An 18,185-nucleotide genomic window follows, 5' to 3' on the forward strand; every position below is an offset into this window, starting at 1 on the left:
ACTATAGCAAACAAAATCCAACTTGTGCAACTAATTCGTTTAAATTTCCGAAAAAATTTGAACTTAGAGCTTCTCCAGATAACTCAGCAGATCAGCCATTTCTTGAGGACTGGGCTGAAACTGAGGCATAGGGGGCGTTTGACCGCTAGTCACCTGATGAATAATTCCCACTTGAGATTTTCGCTGAGAAACGTCTACCAGGCTAGGCCCAACTTGATGGCTGGCGTTTTGAAAATGGCAACCTGCACAGTTCATTTGAAAGATGGCATGACCTTTAACGGGATCTCCATCGAGGGATAAGACTTCCTCAACATAGGGATCGGAAGCCAGAAGCAAGTTCAGCCCCAACACCCACAGAAGAATGAGCAGCATGATCCCGACGGCGAAGAGGGAAACCCGTCTGAGCAGGACATCGATTTCAATGCTAGCAAGCTGGTTATTCAAAGCGTCCTTATCTGTTTGAGAAATATCTACAAAAAACTTTACGTATTAAATAGCTTAATCCTTTCAGGCGGTCAGAGCAAGTCATCTTGAGCGAAAATGTCCGGTCCGGCGCCTGTGACTGTCGCTATCAGGGGAAAAACCCGACTCACAAATAATTTTTAGAGAACAACCCCCCGATCGCGATAAGCTGGAATCGGCAACCTCTTGTCTGGAGTTTAAATGTTTGCCACTCATCAGCAATATGCGATATTAATAAGATTGATATCTTGCCATCATATCAAGGAGAATTAACGTGATCGAACCTTTACTTTCCGGTATCGTACTCGGTCTGATAACAGTTACCCTCGCCGGATTATTCTTTGCGGCTTATCAGCAATATCGCCGAGGCAATGAGTTAAACGGTTAAAACCCAAGCCGGGACAGGGAACTGAGAACAAAAATCCATTCTTTGTCCCGACTGCCATCTGATTCGTGCAGACCACTTCCAACTGATTATTCCCAAAAGGCGGAGTGGGACTGCCTCTACCCGCACGACCCTAACCCTAATTTTCATCGGGGAACGGCTTAACTCTCAATTAACGAGAGATTAAACGTTAACAATAGAATCGGTAAATCTTCCTTTACAGTTATAGAGATTTTAGCACTTTTAAGCGGTAAATCGCCAGAAAAAGGGCTTTTTTTAGCAAATCTTGCCAGTTTTCAGAAAAGTTTCTATCTAACTTTCGCCCAATTCCGGCTTTCTCGGTTTGGGAGAAATTTGACGTAAATTCCAAACTTGTTGTTTAACTTGTTGTTTGCGCCAATGTCGAATCATTCGCAAGCTGGCAAAATAAGTAAAAACCGCACTGATTACCCCAACAACAAAACACCCAAATAACAAACAAATCGCAAATTCAGCCCCAACCGCTAAAATATCATCCATCGAGTGCAAACTTCCCCAATCCTCAAACAAAGGTTGTTGAGAACCGAGTAACCAGCGACCTATTTTATAATTAAATAGAAAAATCGGCACATAAGTCAAGGGATTACTCACCCAAGTTCCCGCCGCCGCTAACAGTTTGTGACCTCGAAACAATACCGCTAAAGACAGACCAATCAACATCTGAAACCCAAAGAAGGGAAAGCATCCGGCTAACACGCCCACCGCCAACCCTCTGGCGAGATATTCGGGAGTTCCTTTCATCGCCATCACACGCCAATAGAGACGACGCAGCCAACGTCCCCAATATCGATAAAGCAATTTCAGTCTTCGCACTACAGACTTTTTAGATGGGCGTAGTGACCTGTTAAACCGGAACACGGGTGATTTCTCCTGGTTTTTACTGAATCTTATTTTTATAATTTTAAAAAAATTTTCATTATTCTGCCACTTCAACTCAAAAATCTGAGCAACTGTAAGCAAATTTTAAGACATTATCAAGAAAATACACAATTCACTGTCAACAGGTCTCAGGTGTCGGGTCTCAGGTGTTGGGGATTGGGTTTTAGGTGTTGGGGATTTGGTGTTGAGTCAATCAGCTAAACCCTAACCCCTAACCCCTAACCCCTAACCCCCCTGTCTCCTGTCCCCTGTCCCCCATTCCCCATTCCCTATAAATAGATTTCGGGGTCATAACGTGCCAATATAGTATAAGTTCAGTCCGAAATTGACCTTATGGGTAAACAGCGAGTTCTCTCAGGCGTTCAACCAACAGGAAACCTTCATCTCGGTAACTACTTAGGCGCGATTCGCAACTGGGTTGAGGGTCAAAGCCAGTATGATAACTTCTTCTGTGTGGTCGATTTACACGCCATCACCGTTCCGCACAACCCCGCCACCTTAGCGGCTGATACCTACACCATCGCAGCTTTGTACTTAGCCTGTGGTATCGATTTAGACCATTCTACGATTTTTGTACAGTCTCACATTAGCGCTCATAGCGAGTTAACTTGGTTGCTCAACTGTATCACGCCGATTAACTGGCTACAAGATATGATCCAGTTTAAGGAAAAAGCCATTAAACAAGGCGAAAATGTGAGTACAGGTTTGTTAGATTATCCGGTGTTAATGGCAGCCGATATTTTACTCTATGATGCCGATAAAGTTCCCGTCGGAGAAGACCAAAAACAACATTTAGAATTAACTCGCGATCTCGCCGCACGGTTTAATCATCTGTTTGGTCAGCAAGAAGAAGAAATTCTCAAAATCCCCGAACCTCTAATTCGTAAAGAAGGCGCTCGCGTAATGAGTTTAACCGATGGAACTCGCAAAATGTCAAAATCAGACCCTTCTGAGTTGAGTCGGATTAATTTACTCGACCCTCCCGAAACCATTACTAAAAAAATTAAGCGGTGTAAAACTGACTCGGTTAGAGGTTTGGAATTTGACAATTCCGAACGGCCAGAGTGTAATAATCTTTTAACCCTTTATGGAATTTTATCGGGTAAAACCAAAGATCAGGTTACAACCGAATGTCAGGATATGGGTTGGGGTCAATTTAAACCGTTGTTAGCAGAAGCAACCGTAGAAGCATTAAAACCCATTCAAGAAAAATATAAAGCCGTAATGAGCGATCGCGCTTACTTAGAATCTGTCCTCAAAGACGGTCGAGAAAAAGCAGAAGCGGTTGCCAATGCAACTTTAGCCCGAGTGAAAACAGCTTTGGGTTATTCAACTCCGCTTTAACTGATAAAAAACTCAAAAAAACGAGTACATGAAATAGAAGCATCCGGGTAATTTTCGATTCGATGCTGAATTTTTCGCATAACAATCACACTCAATCAATTAAACATTCATTCACCATCAATTAATGAGTTATTTTCGTACAGCCTGTTTAAACCCTCAAGAATTTATTATTACAGCGGAAATAGCACCCCCGAAAGGTGCCGACCCCTCTCACATGATTGAAATGGCAAACACCCTTAAAGGTCGGGTTCATGCGGTTAATATTACCGATGGCAGTCGCGCCGTTTTGGGCATGAGTTCCCTCGCTTCTGCTATTATCTTAAAAGGTCATGGTATAGAACCGATTTGTCAAATGGCTTGCCGCGATCGCAATCGCATCGGTTTACAAGCCGATTTGTTGGGGGCGGATGCGTTGGGAATTCGTAATATTTTAGCCCTCACAGGCGATCCGGTCAAAGCGGGCGATCATCCCGATGCAAAATCGGTTTTTGACTTTGAATCCGTGCGATTATTAACAGCAATTCAAAAGCTAAATAACGGAACAGATTGGAATGATAAAGCTTTACCGCACGGCGCTACAGATTTATTTGTCGGGGCTGCGGTCGATCCTCAATCTCCCAGTTGGTCGGGGTTAAAAAGTCGATTTGAACGCAAATTAAAAGCCGGAGCGCAGTTTTTTCAAAGTCAACTGATTACCGATTTTGACCGCCTTGACAAATTTATGACAGAAGTCGCTGCGGGAGTAGATCAACCGATTTTAGCCGGAATCTTTTTGTTAAAATCTGCAAAAAATGCCCGATTTATTAACAAGTATGTTCCCGGTGTTAATATTCCAGAATCCATTATTGAACGCCTAGAAAAAGCACCAAAACCCCTCGAAGAAGGGGTGATGATTGCAGCCGAACAAGTCAAAACAGCCCGTCAACTTTGTCGGGGCGTTCATCTGATGGCCGTCAAACGAGAAGATTTGATTCCTAAAATCCTAAATGTGGCGGGAATTGCTCCTTTATATTAACTGTAATTAGACCTAATTTTTAGGCAGACCAACCCGTTTTCTTGGAGAAAGCGGGTTCCTTAAAAAATTGGGTAAAATATCACTAAAAATGGGTTATTTTTGAAAAAACATAGCTCGGGAGCAACACAATGCAATGGTACAACGAACCGCCTAAATGGACAGAAAAAGAAAATAGAATTCAAGTGGTGTCGGGCGCGAAAACCGATTTTTGGCGAAAAACTCACTATGGTTTTATTCGGGATAATGGACACTTTTATTATCAAGAAATAACCGGAAACTTCACCGCAGAAGTTAAAATAATCGGAGAATATCAAGCTCTTTACGATCAAGCGGGGCTGATGATTCGCCAAGATGAAAAAAACTGGTTAAAATGTGGGATAGAATTTGTTAATGGCGTTCAACAGGCGAGTGTGGTTGTCACCAGAGATTATTCAGACTGGTCAGTTCTTCCCTTACCTGAAAACCCCGCATCGATTAAACTGCGGTTAAAACGCAACGCAGAAGCCGTAGAGGTAGAATATTCAGTTGATGGCGATCGCTATACCCTGCTACGATTAGCCTATCTCAGTACCCAAGAACGGCTACAGGTGGGATTAATGTGCGCTTCCCCCGACGGAGAAGGGTTTTCAGTCGCCTTTGAAGACCTAAAAATCTCGGGATAGAGTAGATCCCAACGGGATGGGTGAACCGATGGAAAGAAATTCCAGCGATCGCCGGGACAATGATCAGTTTGTTATATCAAAGCTTCAGCGACCCGTGTTAAAATCAAGTCGAGAAAAGGTATTCGGTCGGTAGCAGTTTGCTTTCAGTGCTGACCTTCGTGTTCTGTATTCATGGGGCATAGGTTGCCTTCCGAAATTTCTCTCTACAAGCATTCCGATTTAGGAGGTATCAGATGTCCGTTTATATCGGTAACCTTTCTTACGAGGTTACAGAAGATGATCTCAAATCCGTTTTTGCTGAATATGGCGACGTCAAACGAGTTCACATCCCCACCGATCGCGAAACCGGACGCTCGCGGGGATTTGGATTTGTAGAAATGGTCAATGAAGCCGAAGAAGACGCGGTAATTGAACAGCTAGATGGCGCCGAATGGATGGGACGAGATCTCAAAGTCAATAAAGCCAAACCCCGTGAGGACAACAATAATTCTCGGGGTGGAAATCGACGCGATCGCTATTAGAAAGCTGACCGAAATTTCGAGATGATCGTGTAATTAATTCTCAGATCAAGACGGGTATCATTCCTGTCTAATTCTAGTTAGCTGAACGACGCTCTATTGACTGAGTGAAAAGCAAATTATAAGGGAGGATCGTGAATGGCTCAAGTGGTCGTCGGAGAAAGCGAGCAGTTGGAGTCAGCCCTGCGTCGATTCAAGCAGAAAGTCTCCAGGGCGGGTATTTTTGCGGACATGAAAAAAAACCGTTATTTTGAAACGCTCGCCGAAAAACAAAAACGAAAAGAAATCGCCAGACATAAAGAACGTCGCCGAATGCGAAACTCTCGCAAGCGATTTGAGCAGGTGCGTTAACAATTTGAATCGGGAATGTGCATACAAATTCATTCAACCATACAAGCTAGTTGTCAAAACCATTAATTGGATTCGTCCTCAGATGTGGAACCCAGAAGAATATGCAAAACATTCCGATGCTCAACTAAAGTTGAGCGAAACAATTGCGATCGCATCTTAAATTAAAAGGTAGCGAGTCGGTTCTTGATGTTGGCTGTGGAGATGGAAAGATAACTGCCGAGTTTGCAGTATCTCTACCTCAAGGAAAAGTAGTCGGAGTTGATAATTCTCCAGAGATGATCGCCCATGCAGTTCGCACTTATCCACCCTGTGAATATGCCAATCTTTCCTTCGTTTGTCTGGATGCTCGTTTGCTGAGGTTTACAAAGGAATTTGAGATCATTTTCTCAAACGCTGTACTGCATTGAGTCGATGATCATTTGGCATTTCTGCGGGGAGGTTATCAGGCTTTAAAAAACTCTGGGCGGTTAATTATTTTTTGGGGAGTCAATGAAATACTGTCAGTTTTGTTGAGAGTTCTATCGAACGTTTTCCCCTCGATGAACGGGGGTTAGTTCATGTTAAAATGGTCAGATTAGAAGTAGATGCTGTTAAAAACTCTACCCTTTGACAGATAGAATAAACAGGGATAAGAAATATATAAATTAATAACATCAGCAGACAAAAATATGACCGCTCTATACACCGGAGGATGTCAATGTGGAAGTATTCGATATGAAATCCGCAGTCAACCTCTAACGCTCTATGGCCATTGTACAGAATGTCAGAAGCAGTCTTCTAGTGCTTTTGGGATGTCTATGGCTGTTCCTCGGGAGGCTGTTATTATCCGCCAAGGACAACCTAAAGAATGGTCGAGAGTTTCTAACAGTGGTCGTCAAGTCACTTGTTCATTTTGTGGAGAATGCGGTACAAGATTGTTTCATTCTCCCGCTCGTAACCCCCAAATTATTAATGTTAAACCCGGAACACTTGATGATACTCGTTGGCTGCAACCGGTGGCGAATTTATGGACTCGGAGCGCTCAAAAATGGGTAGTTTTGAATGAACAAATGCTCAATTATGACGAACAACCCCCAGACTTCTCTCAACTGTTTGAACGATTTCGCGATCGCCAGTAAAATAGAATGCAAATTTAGGACTTAACATGACTTCTTTTAATACTCATTTTAACATCTTCCTAGAAAACGCTATCTTTTTTGTACTCGCGACCTCGTTTCTGGGAATCGTCGGTTGGGCGTGGAGAAAAGCCAAACCCTACAGTTTACCGACACCCTTACCGGGATGGTTTAAAATTTGGTTTGGTAGCGTTCAGATTTTAGGAATATTACCCCCTTTGGGCGCGATGCTGGTGTGGGGAATTTGGAAAGATTACCCGCTTGTATTGACTGTATTTGTCTCTTATTTTTTGATGCTTGGTTTACAAGTTATATCCGAGTATTTAACCTTGAGACAATTTCCCTCTGTCGTCTGGGTAATGGTTCCTTATTTGTATTTACCTTATCGATTTTATCAACTTTACGAAGGTTTAAACCTGTTTAATTCTGAACCCGAATTGTTTTGGGTGAAAACCGTCCTCATTCTTGAAATTGTTGTTTGGATTATCAATTACGGATTAGATTTAGCACAGCTTCCCCGTTTATTTCGTTGGGAAATCTCAGAAAATCAATAAACGGTTTCAGGATTGACATTCCATGAATTACAAATCGGCTAACTTCATAGAAATCGGGGTTTTGGGGTGTCATTGTTATGGTTGCGGGCGGGTTTATATCAATCTCGGAGTAGTCGTCAACATCAATGCAGAACCCGCCCCTACGTTTAGGATTATTAATTAGTCGGACATGATATCAGTTCATTACTCCGTAAATTTACGCAAATTTACTAGAAATTGATCACACAAAAAATTTTCAAAGTTCCGCAGAATTGCTGTGGGCTTTTCGGGGAAAATTGGATATCTTGAAGATAGAGTATCGAAGATTCCAATGCCAGTTAGCAGTTCCGACATTCCCATTCTGATCCGAACCCTCAGACAACGCCTCGGCTTGTCACAGAGGAAACTTGGGGAAAAGTTTGGGGTTGTATTTCAAACCGTTAATAACTGGGAAAATGGGCGCACCAAGCCAACTCGTATGGCGATGATGCTGATCCAACAACAATTGGAACAGATGGGTGAGGAGGGAAGTGATTTGTTAGAGAAGTATTTTGGGAAGTAACTCGGTCCAAAATACTTCTATCTCGTCAGCTTGAGTTAGATTTGATTCCTAAAACACGACAAAAACACCATTTTATAAGTTGAGGTTGTTCATCATGTTAGCATTTACAGGAAGATTAGTTCTGTTTCTTTCTCTGTTAGTTTTTAGAATTGTAGAATCACTTTTGAGTCTGACGATTAGATTAATCCTCTTATCCTTAAGTTTAGCTTGGAAAAATTTGAGTCTTTTCATGGTTCATTTTAAATCTTCCTTTGTTCCTAGTAAAGTCGAGATCTAGTTATAATTCTCTAAAAACTCTCTGCAAGTTTGAGGGCGCAACTGTTGCGCCCTTCTGTTTTCAAAATTAATTCTACAACATCGTAGGGGCGGGTTCGTCCGCGATCTTTACGACTACTCAAAAATTGAGATAAACCCGCCCCACCCCATAACACGCATTAATCAACCGGATATTATATTAAAGTCCAGATGCGCCCGTAGTTACTGGGAATGGTTAGGTCATATTCCTCTCCAACCGAAATATCTTTTAAGTCTTTTTCTCCATGAAGTTGTTCTTGAAAACTTACCTTACCGTTTTCTGGAATCGGAAAATGTTCGGGAGAAAATTGAAATTTAACGGTGTGGTCTTGGTCGGAAAAATTCAGCGCAATTAAACTTGCATGGTTCTCATGTTTTCGCGATAACATCAGAATGCCACGAGACTGATAATGATCATGATGATTGTGAAAATAAAAACTTTCATCATTTAAAGACCGAAACTGAGGTTGGTCTTGGTCGCGGCGAATTTGAATGAGTTTTCGGACTAAACGAATCATTTTTTGACCAATTTCATCATAGAAATACTCCCAACGAACCGGTCGAAACAGCATCACCCGAATGGCACCTTCTGGGGGAATATGATAGTTTTCTGCAAACTCTTGACCTTGCCAAATTAAAGGAATCCCTTTGGCGGTTAACGTACCAATTAAATAGGGCTGAACCTTGTACCAGTTCTCCCGATGACCTTCTCTTAAAAGGTGTTCATTCCGAGAAGGTTTGCAACCCCAATTACAAAGAAATCGGGAATGATCGTGAGTTTCAATATATTGTAATGCGGTTTTGGTTTGAGTATCCCCGTTCTGACTCACTTGATGGGGATAGCGATACAAACTATAACTTAAAGCCAGATTATCCAAAAAGTTAAAATTCCCTTCCGTGACTCTTTTTGAGATGTACAGCGTGTGATTTTGCCAGGTACAATTGCTATAGCTTTCATGTAAAATTCCTTCGGGATTTTCTAACTGTTCCGCACATTGAATCAGGTTGATTGTATCCCCACTAAAAAATCGTTGCCAGTCCTGCCAATTTTTCTCTTTGTTTTCAACAATCTTGGCTTTACTTTTCACCTCTTGATAGGTATTATAGGTTAGATTCGCATAGCCTTTTCCTTCCGGCCCGTCCCAATAGCCCGGAACATAATCATACCGAAAACCATCGAGATGATATTCTTCTAATAAGTAACAATTGACCGTAAAAAAGAAATCTCGAATAAACGGATGATTAAAGTTTGTGCATTCATCATCCGGGCCGAACCCATCCTTGCCAAATTTACCCATCACGGGATTGGGCTTTCCGAGTTTTCGATAAAGATAAGAATAGGCAAAATGTTCTTCTGTATGGGCATAAACCACATCCTGAATAACAGCAATTCCCCTTTGATGGGCCTCATCAATTAACTTTTTAAAATGTTTCGATTTGCCAAAGCGGTCATCAACTCCAAAGTAACCGATGGGCTTGTATCCCCAGTCAATCGTATTGACAACATTGGAAATCGGCATTATCTTAATACAATTGATTCCGAGATCCGCGAGATAATCTAATCGATTAATTGTTGTTTTGAGATCGATCCCAAACTCACTAATCATCATCTCGTAGATCATTAAATCATTTAAGGCGGGTGTTTTCCATTCCTTTTGTTCGTTTTTACTCCATTCGTAGTCTTTCTCTCCGATGGTGAAAGCCGAGAGTTTAGCCATCCCAAATTCTCGCGCAAACGGATCGATAATCCAATCAATTTCATCTCGGTCGGGATGTTTCAGACAATAACGATATAAATACTTTCCTTTTTTACCCCAACTGGAATTAGAATGGAATTTATCACAATCTTTGAGATTGACTTTAGCTGACCAATAGTCCAAACAATTGACATAATTAGACTGGTCAAAGGGTTGATAATTTAACTCAAATTTATGGGGTTGAATCTCCTGTAAAAACTGGTCGTGTTCGTGGATAACTTTAACAAACACCTGATAACCTTCGGGACCCGAAATTTCAGGAATAAACAATCCAAACTCTATCAGAAAAGGATTTTTCGAGTTTATTCTTGCACCAAGTAAGCTTAAGGGTAAACGTTCCATCGTCTTCAAATTCATGGGATGATTTGTGGCCAATATCTAAACAGTTCTCTATCTTTATAAACGTTGGAAAAATGAACTGATGCAATTTCAATCCATTTCATCTAATTAATCTCAATCCGAACATCGTCAGAGGGTTTTAGGAAAAACTCAAGCTTGCATCAATCACGCCGGGTCAAGATCCCTGCTGTCCCCGTTCGGTCCAAATCAATTTGGGGAAAAAAGAAACAAACCGGAGTCCAGTTTATCATTATCCGGTGAACTTTAACAGAAATTATACAGGAATTGATAATAAAAAACACAAGAAAATTAGCAGCAAAGTCCAATTCAATAGAAGTTGGGATGAGTTGAAAACGCTTGGCGATCGCCCCGGATCTAGCCTAAATTCTCCCTTGGCGAAAGGGGGTTAAAGAGAATCTAATGTTTAAATTTAAACAAATTGATAGCGACTTTCTCTGCTAGAATATACCTTTTAATGTAAACTAACTTAATATTCTCTTTAGCAAGTTAAAAGACTTGCTGGCAATTGTAAATCATCAAGGCCAAGCCTTGGTGCAGTTGGGACGCTCATTCACCATTGAACTCCATGAAATTGCGTTTAACCTCTAAAAGTTGGTCTTCGGTTCGGATTAAACAGGCACGGCGAGCGCTAAAATATCTATTGCTCGTCATTTTAGCCGGCTGGTTCGCCATTTCCGGGGCGATACCCGGTCAAGCCGCAGTCGATCCTCAACCCTTTCAAGAAATTCGAGGCGTTTGGATGACCAGCAACGACAGCGATATACTGCGAGATCGTCCAAAAGTCCAAGAAGCAGTAAGCCAACTGGGGCGGTTGAACTTTAACACCATTTATCCCGTCGTCTGGAATTCCGGTTATGCGCTGTATCCGAGCGCCGTCGCCCAACTCGCGGGAATTCAACCCTTTATCCATCGGGGTTTACAAGGACAAGACATCTTAAGAGAACTCAGCGAAATTGCTCATCAGCAAAACTTATTAGTCATACCCTGGTTTGAATTTGGGTTTATGGCGCCTCCAACCTCGGAATTGGCTTTAAACCATCCCAACTGGCTAACGCAAAAACGGGATGGAAGTCAAACCTGGATCAGCGCTGCGGGAGAAGTCGTTTGGTTGAACCCGTTTCATCCCGAAGTTCAGAAGTTAATCACCGACTTAGTTTTAGAAGTGATTACTCAATACAATATTGATGGCATTCAGTTTGACGATCACCTCAGTTTACCGAACGAATTTGGCTACGATCCTTATACGATTTCCCTCTACAGACAACAAATGAACGCCAGTCCGCCCGCCAACCCCCAAGATCCAACCTGGATGCGTTGGCGAGCCAATCAAATTACCGCCTTTGTGAAAAAACTCAATAAAGCCATCAAAGAAAAGCAGCCCAATGCTATTTTTTCCGTGTCTCCCAACCCCTATCATTTGGCCTACAATACATACCTACAAGATTGGATCAATTGGGTAAAACAAGATTTAGTTGATGAATTAATTGTACAGGTTTATCGTCCCGATCTCAATAGTTTTCTTTCCGAAATAGTCCGACCCGAAATTCAAGACGTCCGCAAAAAAATTCCCACAGGCGTCGGCATTCTCACCGGTTTAAGAAATCGACCCGTTCCCATGCAACACATCCAAGCCAAAGTACAAGCCGCCCGCCAACAGGGTTTGGGGATGTCTTTCTTCTTCTTTGAAAGTCTCTGGGATGACGCGCCCGAACCCATTCAAGAGCGAAAATCTAATTTTGAAGTGTTGTTTAATCAACCGGCTACACGTTCAGTTAATTCGGTGACTTCTTCGGTATCTTCTGAAAATTCCCCGCCTTCAACCAATTAAATTACCACTGTTGTAGGGGCGGATTTTTACAGTCAACAGTCACCACTGTTGTAGGGGCGGGTTCTGTGTAAATCTATATCTTCTCATGCAAAACTGTTATAAACCCGCCCCGCCCTACCAAATATCCGGGCGGGTTTATATTAGTTATCGGCTAGGATTTGAGCAATTAATTCCGAACCCGCCCCTACAATCTGGTTTTTTACTAAGGCTTCAAAACAACCTTAATACAATTATCTTTCTTATGTTTAAAAATCTCGTAGCCGCGAGAAGCATCTTCCAAATTGAGACGATGAGTAATCACAAAAGAAGGATCAATATCGCCGTTTTGAATCCGTTCCATCAAAGGACGTAAATAACGATGAACGTGAGTCTGTCCCGATTTTAGCGTTAAAGCTTTATTAACAACAGCACCCATCGGCATTTTATCAACAAAACCACCATAAACACCGGGAATAGAAACCGTTCCGCCCTTCCGACAAGCAACGATCGCCTGTCGCAACGCATGGGGTCGTCCCGTTTCCAGACGAACCGCCTGTTTCACCTTATCAACCACCCCCATCGCATCCATCCCGTGCGACTCCATACCCACCGCTTCAATACAGCGGTCGGGGCCGCGTCCGCCGGTCATTTCCTTCAGCGCAACTCCGGCGTCCACTTCTTCAAAATTGATAATTTCGGCGCCGGCCTTTTCGGCCAATTGTAACCGTTCCGGGACGCGATCGATAGCGATCACCCGTGCCGCCCCCAACATGAAAGCGCTGCGAATGGCAAACTGTCCAACGGGACCGCATCCCCAAACCGCCACCGTATCCCCCGGTTCAATATCGCAATTTTCCGCCGCCATGTAGCCCGTCGGAAAGATATCGGTTAAAAACAGAACTTGTTCGTCGGTCAAGCCATCGGCCACCTTCATCGGGCCAACATCCGCAAACGGTACCCGGGCATATTCGGCCTGTCCACCCGCATAACCGCCCAACAGATGAGAATACCCAAATAAACCCGAAGGAGAATGACCGTACATTTTCTCAACCAACCCACTATTCGGGTTAGAATTATCGCAGAGCGACCATAAATCCCGCTTACAAAAGAAACAATTTCCGCAAGAAATCGTAAACGGCACAACAACGCGATCGCCAACCTTCAGCTTTTTAACACCAGGGCCGACTTCCACCACTTCTCCCATAAATTCATGGCCTAAAATATCCCCGGATTTCATTGTCGGAATATAACCATCATAAAGGTGCAAATCTGAACCACAAATAGCTGTAGAAGTAATTTTAATAATCGCATCACCGGGATTTAAAATTTTAGGGTCGGGAACCGTATCAACCCGCACATCATGGGAACCGTGCCAACAAACTGCTTTCATACTTTTTTGTCTCCGTAACTGTTGATTAATCTTTTGGTTTTGTCGCGTCTAAAGGGCGGGTTGATGTCAGTTATTTTGTCGGTAACATCCATCATTGAGAACCCGCCCCTACAGGAATGATGAGGTATAAAATCCCTCTCAATTTCCCTGCTGTAGCTTTATTTTTTGGACTTTAAATCAAACAAAAAATGAATTGACTAGCCTTGCGGTTGCCCTTCTGTAGTGGCAAATTCTCCCGCTTCCATCAGTTGTTTAAAACGACTCAACATCTGACCCAATTGTTGTTCGGGTTCGGTACCGAATAACTTGGCAATATTCGCCGTCATAGCGCCGCCAGGGGTACTGTATTCCATCACCACTTTAACTTCGGTTCCCCGTCCGCCGCTTGCGGGACGAAACCGGACAAACCCCGACTGATCGATGTCCGCATTCTCAACCGAAGTCCAAGCGATCAACTCGTTGGGGCGATCCTGAACGACGATCGCATCCCATTCTACAGCCTTATCCACAACGGGGGTTTTGGCCACCCAGTGGGAGCGCTGTTGGTCGTAAACCGTCACCGACTCCAGATAATCTGCTAAATTCGGTAAATTCTCGAAATTGCGCCAGTAGTTGTAAAGTTCTTCGGGCGACTTGTCTATGGTTACGGTTTTCTCTGCGGTAATGCGCTGGTCTTTGCTGGCTTCTGCCGCCTCGCCGAGTTTCTGCTGAACCTGCTGGACGGTGCTTTGATTTTTCACGCCTTGATAGATCAAACCGCCCCCAACTAATGAGGTTAGTATGCCGCGAAGCGATCGCTGTTTTAAACCCATTAATACGAGTGCGCCCCCGCCGAGAAGGGAAGCCCAACGTTCGATATCGCCCGCTTCATTTTCGGTCGTTTGATTGGCGCTCGTTTGATTGGCGCTCGTTTGATTTCCGACCGTTTGATTTCCGGTCGTTTGATTTGCGATCGTTTGATTTTCGGTTTCGCGCTGAACGCCGTCACCATCAATTATTATCTTTTCCATCTCATTTATCTTTAACCCTGTTTTATGTATCTGATTTTCAGCATATAAAACTCAACTGCGAATGCAATCACCCATATGGTAGAAACACAGGAAAATACAACTCTACTCGTCCTCGGGTTGAGCAATTGCTGAACTATTCTTCTCTCAAAAATAGATAGTCCTATCTTGGGGGGGATGTTAACTTGTTGCCAATCGAGTATGAGTAATAAAGGTTGGGAAGTAGTAATATCATGTTCGATGAATTCATTAGAATTTTTTAATGGGCGGGGATTTTCACCGAATCCGTCATGTAGGGGCGGGTTCGGAATTCATTGATGTTTTCTCACAGACAACTTATATAAACCCGCCCCTCAGCAATGGTATTAGCGCTTTGCGATCCGCTCAACAAATTAAGAAAATATTGTCCTAGCCATGCAAATTTCCGGCACAACAACGAAAACGTTAATGGCGATTATTGCTACAATTTTAGTTGTGGCTGCGCTGCAAGCCACCCGATCAATTTCTATGCCTTTGGCGTTTGCGTTTTTTATTGCTGTTTTGGTTTATCCTTTGCAAGCATGGCTACAACGTCGTTTACCCCGATGGTTAAGTTTAATTTTGGTGCTGCTATTACTCCTGGCATTTCTGGGGGTGGCGGTTGGCGCTTTAACGCTGAGTGCAGAAATTATTGAACCGAAAATTCCTCAATATATTGATCGCTTACAACAAATGGGAGAAACTTTGCGATCGTGGGCGCAGACGCGAAGTATACCCGTCCCCCAGTTTAACGCCCAAGATGGAATTAATCAAGTCACGAAGCAGGCAATTGGCGGCATAAAGACTTTGTTATCAGCCGCGAGTTTGTTTATCTTAATTGTATCTTTGCTCGTCTTGTTATTGTTGGAAGTTAATCAATATCAGGAAAAGGTTAAACAGGCTTTTCCCTCCCGATCTAGTTATCGAATTATTGACGCGGTTAGTAATACCAGCGAAAAGCTGCGACGATATTTGTTAGTGATGACATTTACCTGTTTTTTGACGGGAATTTTAACCTCAAGCTGGTGTTTTATTTTAGGGGTTGATTTGGCTTTTGTTTGGGGATTAGTTGCTTTTGTACTTAACTATGTACCCACTTTAGGATCGATTATTGCGGTGATTCCTCCGACGTTGGTTGCTTTGATTTTTCAAGGGGTTCCTCGCGGAATTGCAACTTTGTTAGGATTGGCGGTTATACAGACAATTTTGGGTAACTTTATCGATCCTCGCTTGCAAGGAAAAACGCTACAGTTATCGCCTTTTGTTGCTTTAATTTCTATCGTATTTTGGGGATGGGTTTGGGGAATTCCCGGCGCAATTTTGGGCGTACCCATGACCATTTCAATTGTCTTGATGTGTCGGGAGTTTAAAACAACTCGCGGCGTGGCTATTCTGTTAGGTGAGGTTGAAGAATCACCGGACAACAAGCCGACTGAAAACTCCTTCAAATAAGCATATATAGAAATTAAAAATGATTGGTTAAAAATATAAAAACAGATAAAAATTATGATAAGATTTTACCCAAGAGTGCCTTTTGATATCGGGCGGTTTTCAATTTTTAGAGGTGCCGTTAGATTAAAAACCCGGCTTCTCAATAGAAACCGGGTTTTTGGGATTTACCCGATCGCAAGCGGCGCCATAACATTTTTATACACAACTCAAATCGGATTGCTAGATTTAGCATTCAATCCGAGCGATCGCCAAATTTTTTACAATAACTTTTAACCCGTCAACAAACCTCTCAAAACTTGATAAATCAAAGTCAACATCGTAATTCCCACAACCGAAATTAGCAAAATAAACAACATTAACCCGCCCACCAAAATAATCACAAATAACCGATCCGCTTTCTGTCCCATTTCAGGCGCGTTAACATGGGCTTCCAACAGATCCACATTTTTGACATTGGCTTTCCAAGCCACATCAAAAACATCCCCCAACACCGGTACCGTTCCCACCAACGTTTCAGTCGCAATATTAGAAGCCATGCGAACTAGCGTTTCTTTGGGAACTCCCAGTTGAAAAGCACGCAAGATAATGTAAGCTGAAAACAGACCCCCGAGCAAATCCCCACCACCCGGTATCAGTCCAATAATCGGATCGAGACCTATACCGTAAGTCGTACCCGGAACTCGAATCGCATTATCAAGAATATTGCTGTATTGGCGCAATTGTCGGACTAGAGAGGCTTTGGACGGATCGTCCTTGGCGGGAATAGAGCGTTTAGGAGAGGATTTCTGATTCATATGAGTTGCAATTGTGAGAAATTCGACATTTTTGTATCAACTTATGTAACATACAATTAATGATTTTCCATCAACTTAACTTCTAGCCAAGGTTAGAAGCTTTAGTTTTGATCTTGTTCATAAAATAAAACATTTAATTTATTTAAAACTGTCATGGAGTGGATAGAAGTTTCTAAAAATTGGGTTTTGATTCCTCCCCGACCAAAAGCAATTGTCCACTTTTTGGGGGGAGCGTTTGTGGCGACCGCACCGCAAATCACCTACCGATGGCTATTAGAACAAATAGCACAACAAGGATACATCGTGATCGCCACCCCCTTTATCAATACCCTCAATCACGGGATTATGGCGAAAAAAGTGCTGTGGACCTTTGAGGATGGTTTAGAAGACTTGTACTCCAGTCGGCGTCTGCGTCAACGGGGTTTACCCATTTATGGAGTCGGGCATAGTATGGGGTGTAAACTTCATTTATTGATTGGTTCATTATTTCCCGTCAACCGAGCGGGTAATATCTTGATATCCTTCAACAACTACGCCGCACGGGAGTCTATTCCGTTGGTTGAACAACTCTCCTCGATGATGGAGGTCGAATTTACCCCCTCACCAGGCCAAACCAACTTGATTGTACAGGAACGCTATCAAATTCGTCGCAACCTTCTGATCAAATTTACCAAAGATACTATCGACCAAACCCTCATCCTCAATAAGATTTTGCAACGCCGCTTTCCGGGAATGGTTGCACTTCAGCAGTTGGGGGGAGATCACTTAACCCCAGTTAATCAAGATGTTAGCTGGTCGGTGGGGCAAACTAATACACCCTTTGATGCGATTAGTCAATGGATTAAACAAGAAATTTACCGAGACTTATATCGATTAAAACAAGAAGTCTTGCACTGGCTCGACCCAATAGCCCAAGCCCAACAGAAATGATCCTTACTCAATCAGATTTGCAAGTGCTATCCTGGATCGAGAGATTGGTAATTCTTAACGATCAATAGACAATTGCGACCATCCCGACAGGGTTCATAACTCAAGTAATCTGCAATATCGCGCATCAGCTTCAAACCTCGGCCACCGCCTGAGGCTTTATCAATCTGAGGGGGCAGTTGTTTGAGTTTCTCGATTAAATTGAAGGGAGGGCCACAATCCCAAACTCGAATTTCAATTTGGCTGTCGGAAACAGTAACCTCAATCTCAACCGTCACCTCTTGTAAAGGTAGGTTGCGATGAGCGTGACGAACAGCATTCGTAAATGCTTCAGCCAACGCCAGTTGACAGCGAATCCATATCGAACTCGGAATCGAGGGATGCTGTAATCGAGCAAACCATGACAAAATATCGGATAAGGCATCAAGAGTATTGGGGGCTTGAAGCTGTGCCTTGCAGGGAAGAAGCAGCGGTTCGGAACCTGAAAATTCAATCACACTTAGTATGTATGAGA

At 42.9% G+C, this 18,185-nt stretch carries 20 protein-coding genes; 13 read left to right on the forward strand and 7 right to left on the reverse strand.

Annotation, left to right across the window (positions count from 1 at the left end; translation table 11 throughout):
* Positions 1–63: 63 nt before the first annotated feature.
* The gene (locus ACL6C3_RS16210; RefSeq protein ID WP_413159967.1) at positions 64–444 is read right to left on the reverse strand and encodes a c-type cytochrome; all 381 of its coding nucleotides are present in this window, start codon (positions 442–444) and stop codon (positions 64–66) included.
* Positions 445–736: 292 nt separating this feature from the next.
* Between ACL6C3_RS16210 and petG the strand changes: the two genes are divergently transcribed.
* Entirely contained in the window at positions 737–850 is a 114-nt protein-coding gene (gene petG / locus ACL6C3_RS16215) for a cytochrome b6-f complex subunit V (protein ID WP_413159968.1), read from the forward strand.
* A 309-nt stretch (positions 851–1,159) separates the two neighbouring features.
* On the opposite strand, the gene ACL6C3_RS16220 is transcribed toward petG, so the two are convergent.
* The gene (locus ACL6C3_RS16220; RefSeq protein WP_413159969.1) at positions 1,160–1,699 is read right to left on the reverse strand and encodes a DUF2062 domain-containing protein; all 540 of its coding nucleotides are present in this window, start codon (positions 1,697–1,699) and stop codon (positions 1,160–1,162) included.
* Positions 1,700–2,098: 399 nt separating this feature from the next.
* Between ACL6C3_RS16220 and trpS the strand changes: the two genes are divergently transcribed.
* From trpS to ACL6C3_RS16265, 9 genes are all read left to right on the forward strand, one after another.
* Positions 2,099–3,109 carry a tryptophan--tRNA ligase gene (gene trpS, locus ACL6C3_RS16225; RefSeq protein ID WP_413159970.1) on the forward strand — a complete coding sequence of 337 codons (1,011 nt, stop codon included), beginning with the start codon at positions 2,099–2,101 and terminating at the stop codon, positions 3,107–3,109.
* A 124-nt stretch (positions 3,110–3,233) separates the two neighbouring features.
* Positions 3,234–4,124 carry a methylenetetrahydrofolate reductase gene (locus tag ACL6C3_RS16230; protein ID WP_413159971.1) on the forward strand — a complete coding sequence of 297 codons (891 nt, stop codon included), beginning with the start codon at positions 3,234–3,236 and terminating at the stop codon, positions 4,122–4,124.
* Positions 4,125–4,252: 128 nt separating this feature from the next.
* Complete coding sequence (locus ACL6C3_RS16235; protein ID WP_413159972.1) at positions 4,253–4,786, forward strand: DUF1349 domain-containing protein; 534 nt, start codon at positions 4,253–4,255, stop codon at positions 4,784–4,786.
* 233 nt (positions 4,787–5,019) lie between these two features.
* Positions 5,020–5,307: an RNA recognition motif domain-containing protein gene (locus ACL6C3_RS16240; RefSeq protein WP_413159973.1), complete on the forward strand. Its 288-nt coding sequence runs from the start codon at positions 5,020–5,022 to the stop codon at positions 5,305–5,307.
* 135 nt (positions 5,308–5,442) lie between these two features.
* Positions 5,443–5,655 carry a 30S ribosomal protein S21 gene (rpsU, locus tag ACL6C3_RS16245; RefSeq protein ID WP_413159974.1) on the forward strand — a complete coding sequence of 71 codons (213 nt, stop codon included), beginning with the start codon at positions 5,443–5,445 and terminating at the stop codon, positions 5,653–5,655.
* Positions 5,656–5,798: 143 nt separating this feature from the next.
* Positions 5,799–6,062: a class I SAM-dependent methyltransferase gene (locus ACL6C3_RS16250; RefSeq protein ID WP_413159975.1), complete on the forward strand. Its 264-nt coding sequence runs from the start codon at positions 5,799–5,801 to the stop codon at positions 6,060–6,062.
* A 261-nt stretch (positions 6,063–6,323) separates the two neighbouring features.
* On the forward strand, positions 6,324–6,773 hold the full coding sequence (locus tag ACL6C3_RS16255; RefSeq protein ID WP_413159976.1) for a GFA family protein: 450 nt from the start codon (positions 6,324–6,326) through the stop codon (positions 6,771–6,773).
* 26 nt (positions 6,774–6,799) lie between these two features.
* Positions 6,800–7,324 carry a hypothetical protein gene (locus tag ACL6C3_RS16260; RefSeq protein WP_413159977.1) on the forward strand — a complete coding sequence of 175 codons (525 nt, stop codon included), beginning with the start codon at positions 6,800–6,802 and terminating at the stop codon, positions 7,322–7,324.
* 310 nt (positions 7,325–7,634) lie between these two features.
* Positions 7,635–7,865, forward strand: a complete 231-nt coding sequence (locus ACL6C3_RS16265) for a helix-turn-helix domain-containing protein (RefSeq protein WP_413159978.1) — start codon at positions 7,635–7,637, stop codon at positions 7,863–7,865.
* Between the two features lie 449 nt (positions 7,866–8,314).
* Here ACL6C3_RS16265 and ACL6C3_RS16270 read toward each other — a convergent pair whose 3' ends face one another.
* Entirely contained in the window at positions 8,315–10,273 is a 1,959-nt protein-coding gene (locus ACL6C3_RS16270) for an alpha-amylase family glycosyl hydrolase (protein WP_413159979.1), read from the reverse strand.
* Between the two features lie 568 nt (positions 10,274–10,841).
* Here ACL6C3_RS16270 and ACL6C3_RS16275 point away from each other — a divergent pair.
* The gene (locus tag ACL6C3_RS16275; protein ID WP_413159980.1) at positions 10,842–12,104 is read left to right on the forward strand and encodes a family 10 glycosylhydrolase; all 1,263 of its coding nucleotides are present in this window, start codon (positions 10,842–10,844) and stop codon (positions 12,102–12,104) included.
* A gap of 202 nt (positions 12,105–12,306) precedes the next feature.
* On the opposite strand, the gene ACL6C3_RS16280 is transcribed toward ACL6C3_RS16275, so the two are convergent.
* Entirely contained in the window at positions 12,307–13,473 is a 1,167-nt protein-coding gene (locus tag ACL6C3_RS16280; protein WP_413159981.1) for a zinc-dependent alcohol dehydrogenase, read from the reverse strand.
* Between the two features lie 197 nt (positions 13,474–13,670).
* On the reverse strand, positions 13,671–14,483 hold the full coding sequence (locus tag ACL6C3_RS16285; RefSeq protein WP_413159982.1) for an SRPBCC family protein: 813 nt from the start codon (positions 14,481–14,483) through the stop codon (positions 13,671–13,673).
* Between the two features lie 411 nt (positions 14,484–14,894).
* Between ACL6C3_RS16285 and ACL6C3_RS16290 the strand changes: the two genes are divergently transcribed.
* Entirely contained in the window at positions 14,895–15,950 is a 1,056-nt protein-coding gene (locus ACL6C3_RS16290) for an AI-2E family transporter (protein ID WP_413159983.1), read from the forward strand.
* 269 nt (positions 15,951–16,219) lie between these two features.
* Here the strand turns inward: ACL6C3_RS16290 and ACL6C3_RS16295 are convergent, their stop codons facing one another.
* Positions 16,220–16,744: a DUF4112 domain-containing protein gene (locus tag ACL6C3_RS16295; RefSeq protein WP_413159984.1), complete on the reverse strand. Its 525-nt coding sequence runs from the start codon at positions 16,742–16,744 to the stop codon at positions 16,220–16,222.
* A 153-nt stretch (positions 16,745–16,897) separates the two neighbouring features.
* Here ACL6C3_RS16295 and ACL6C3_RS16300 point away from each other — a divergent pair, with 153 nt between their 5' ends.
* Positions 16,898–17,674, forward strand: coding sequence for a DUF1350 family protein (locus tag ACL6C3_RS16300; protein WP_413159985.1), 777 nt, complete (start codon positions 16,898–16,900; stop codon positions 17,672–17,674).
* Between the two features lie 26 nt (positions 17,675–17,700).
* Here ACL6C3_RS16300 and ACL6C3_RS16305 read toward each other — a convergent pair whose 3' ends face one another.
* Positions 17,701–18,168, reverse strand: coding sequence for an ATP-binding protein (locus ACL6C3_RS16305; RefSeq protein ID WP_413159986.1), 468 nt, complete (start codon positions 18,166–18,168; stop codon positions 17,701–17,703).
* Between the last annotated feature and the right edge of the window lie 17 nt (positions 18,169–18,185).

Source organism: Capilliphycus salinus ALCB114379 (assembly GCF_047276495.1).
Taxonomy (GTDB): domain Bacteria; phylum Cyanobacteriota; class Cyanobacteriia; order Cyanobacteriales; family Microcoleaceae; genus Capilliphycus; species Capilliphycus salinus.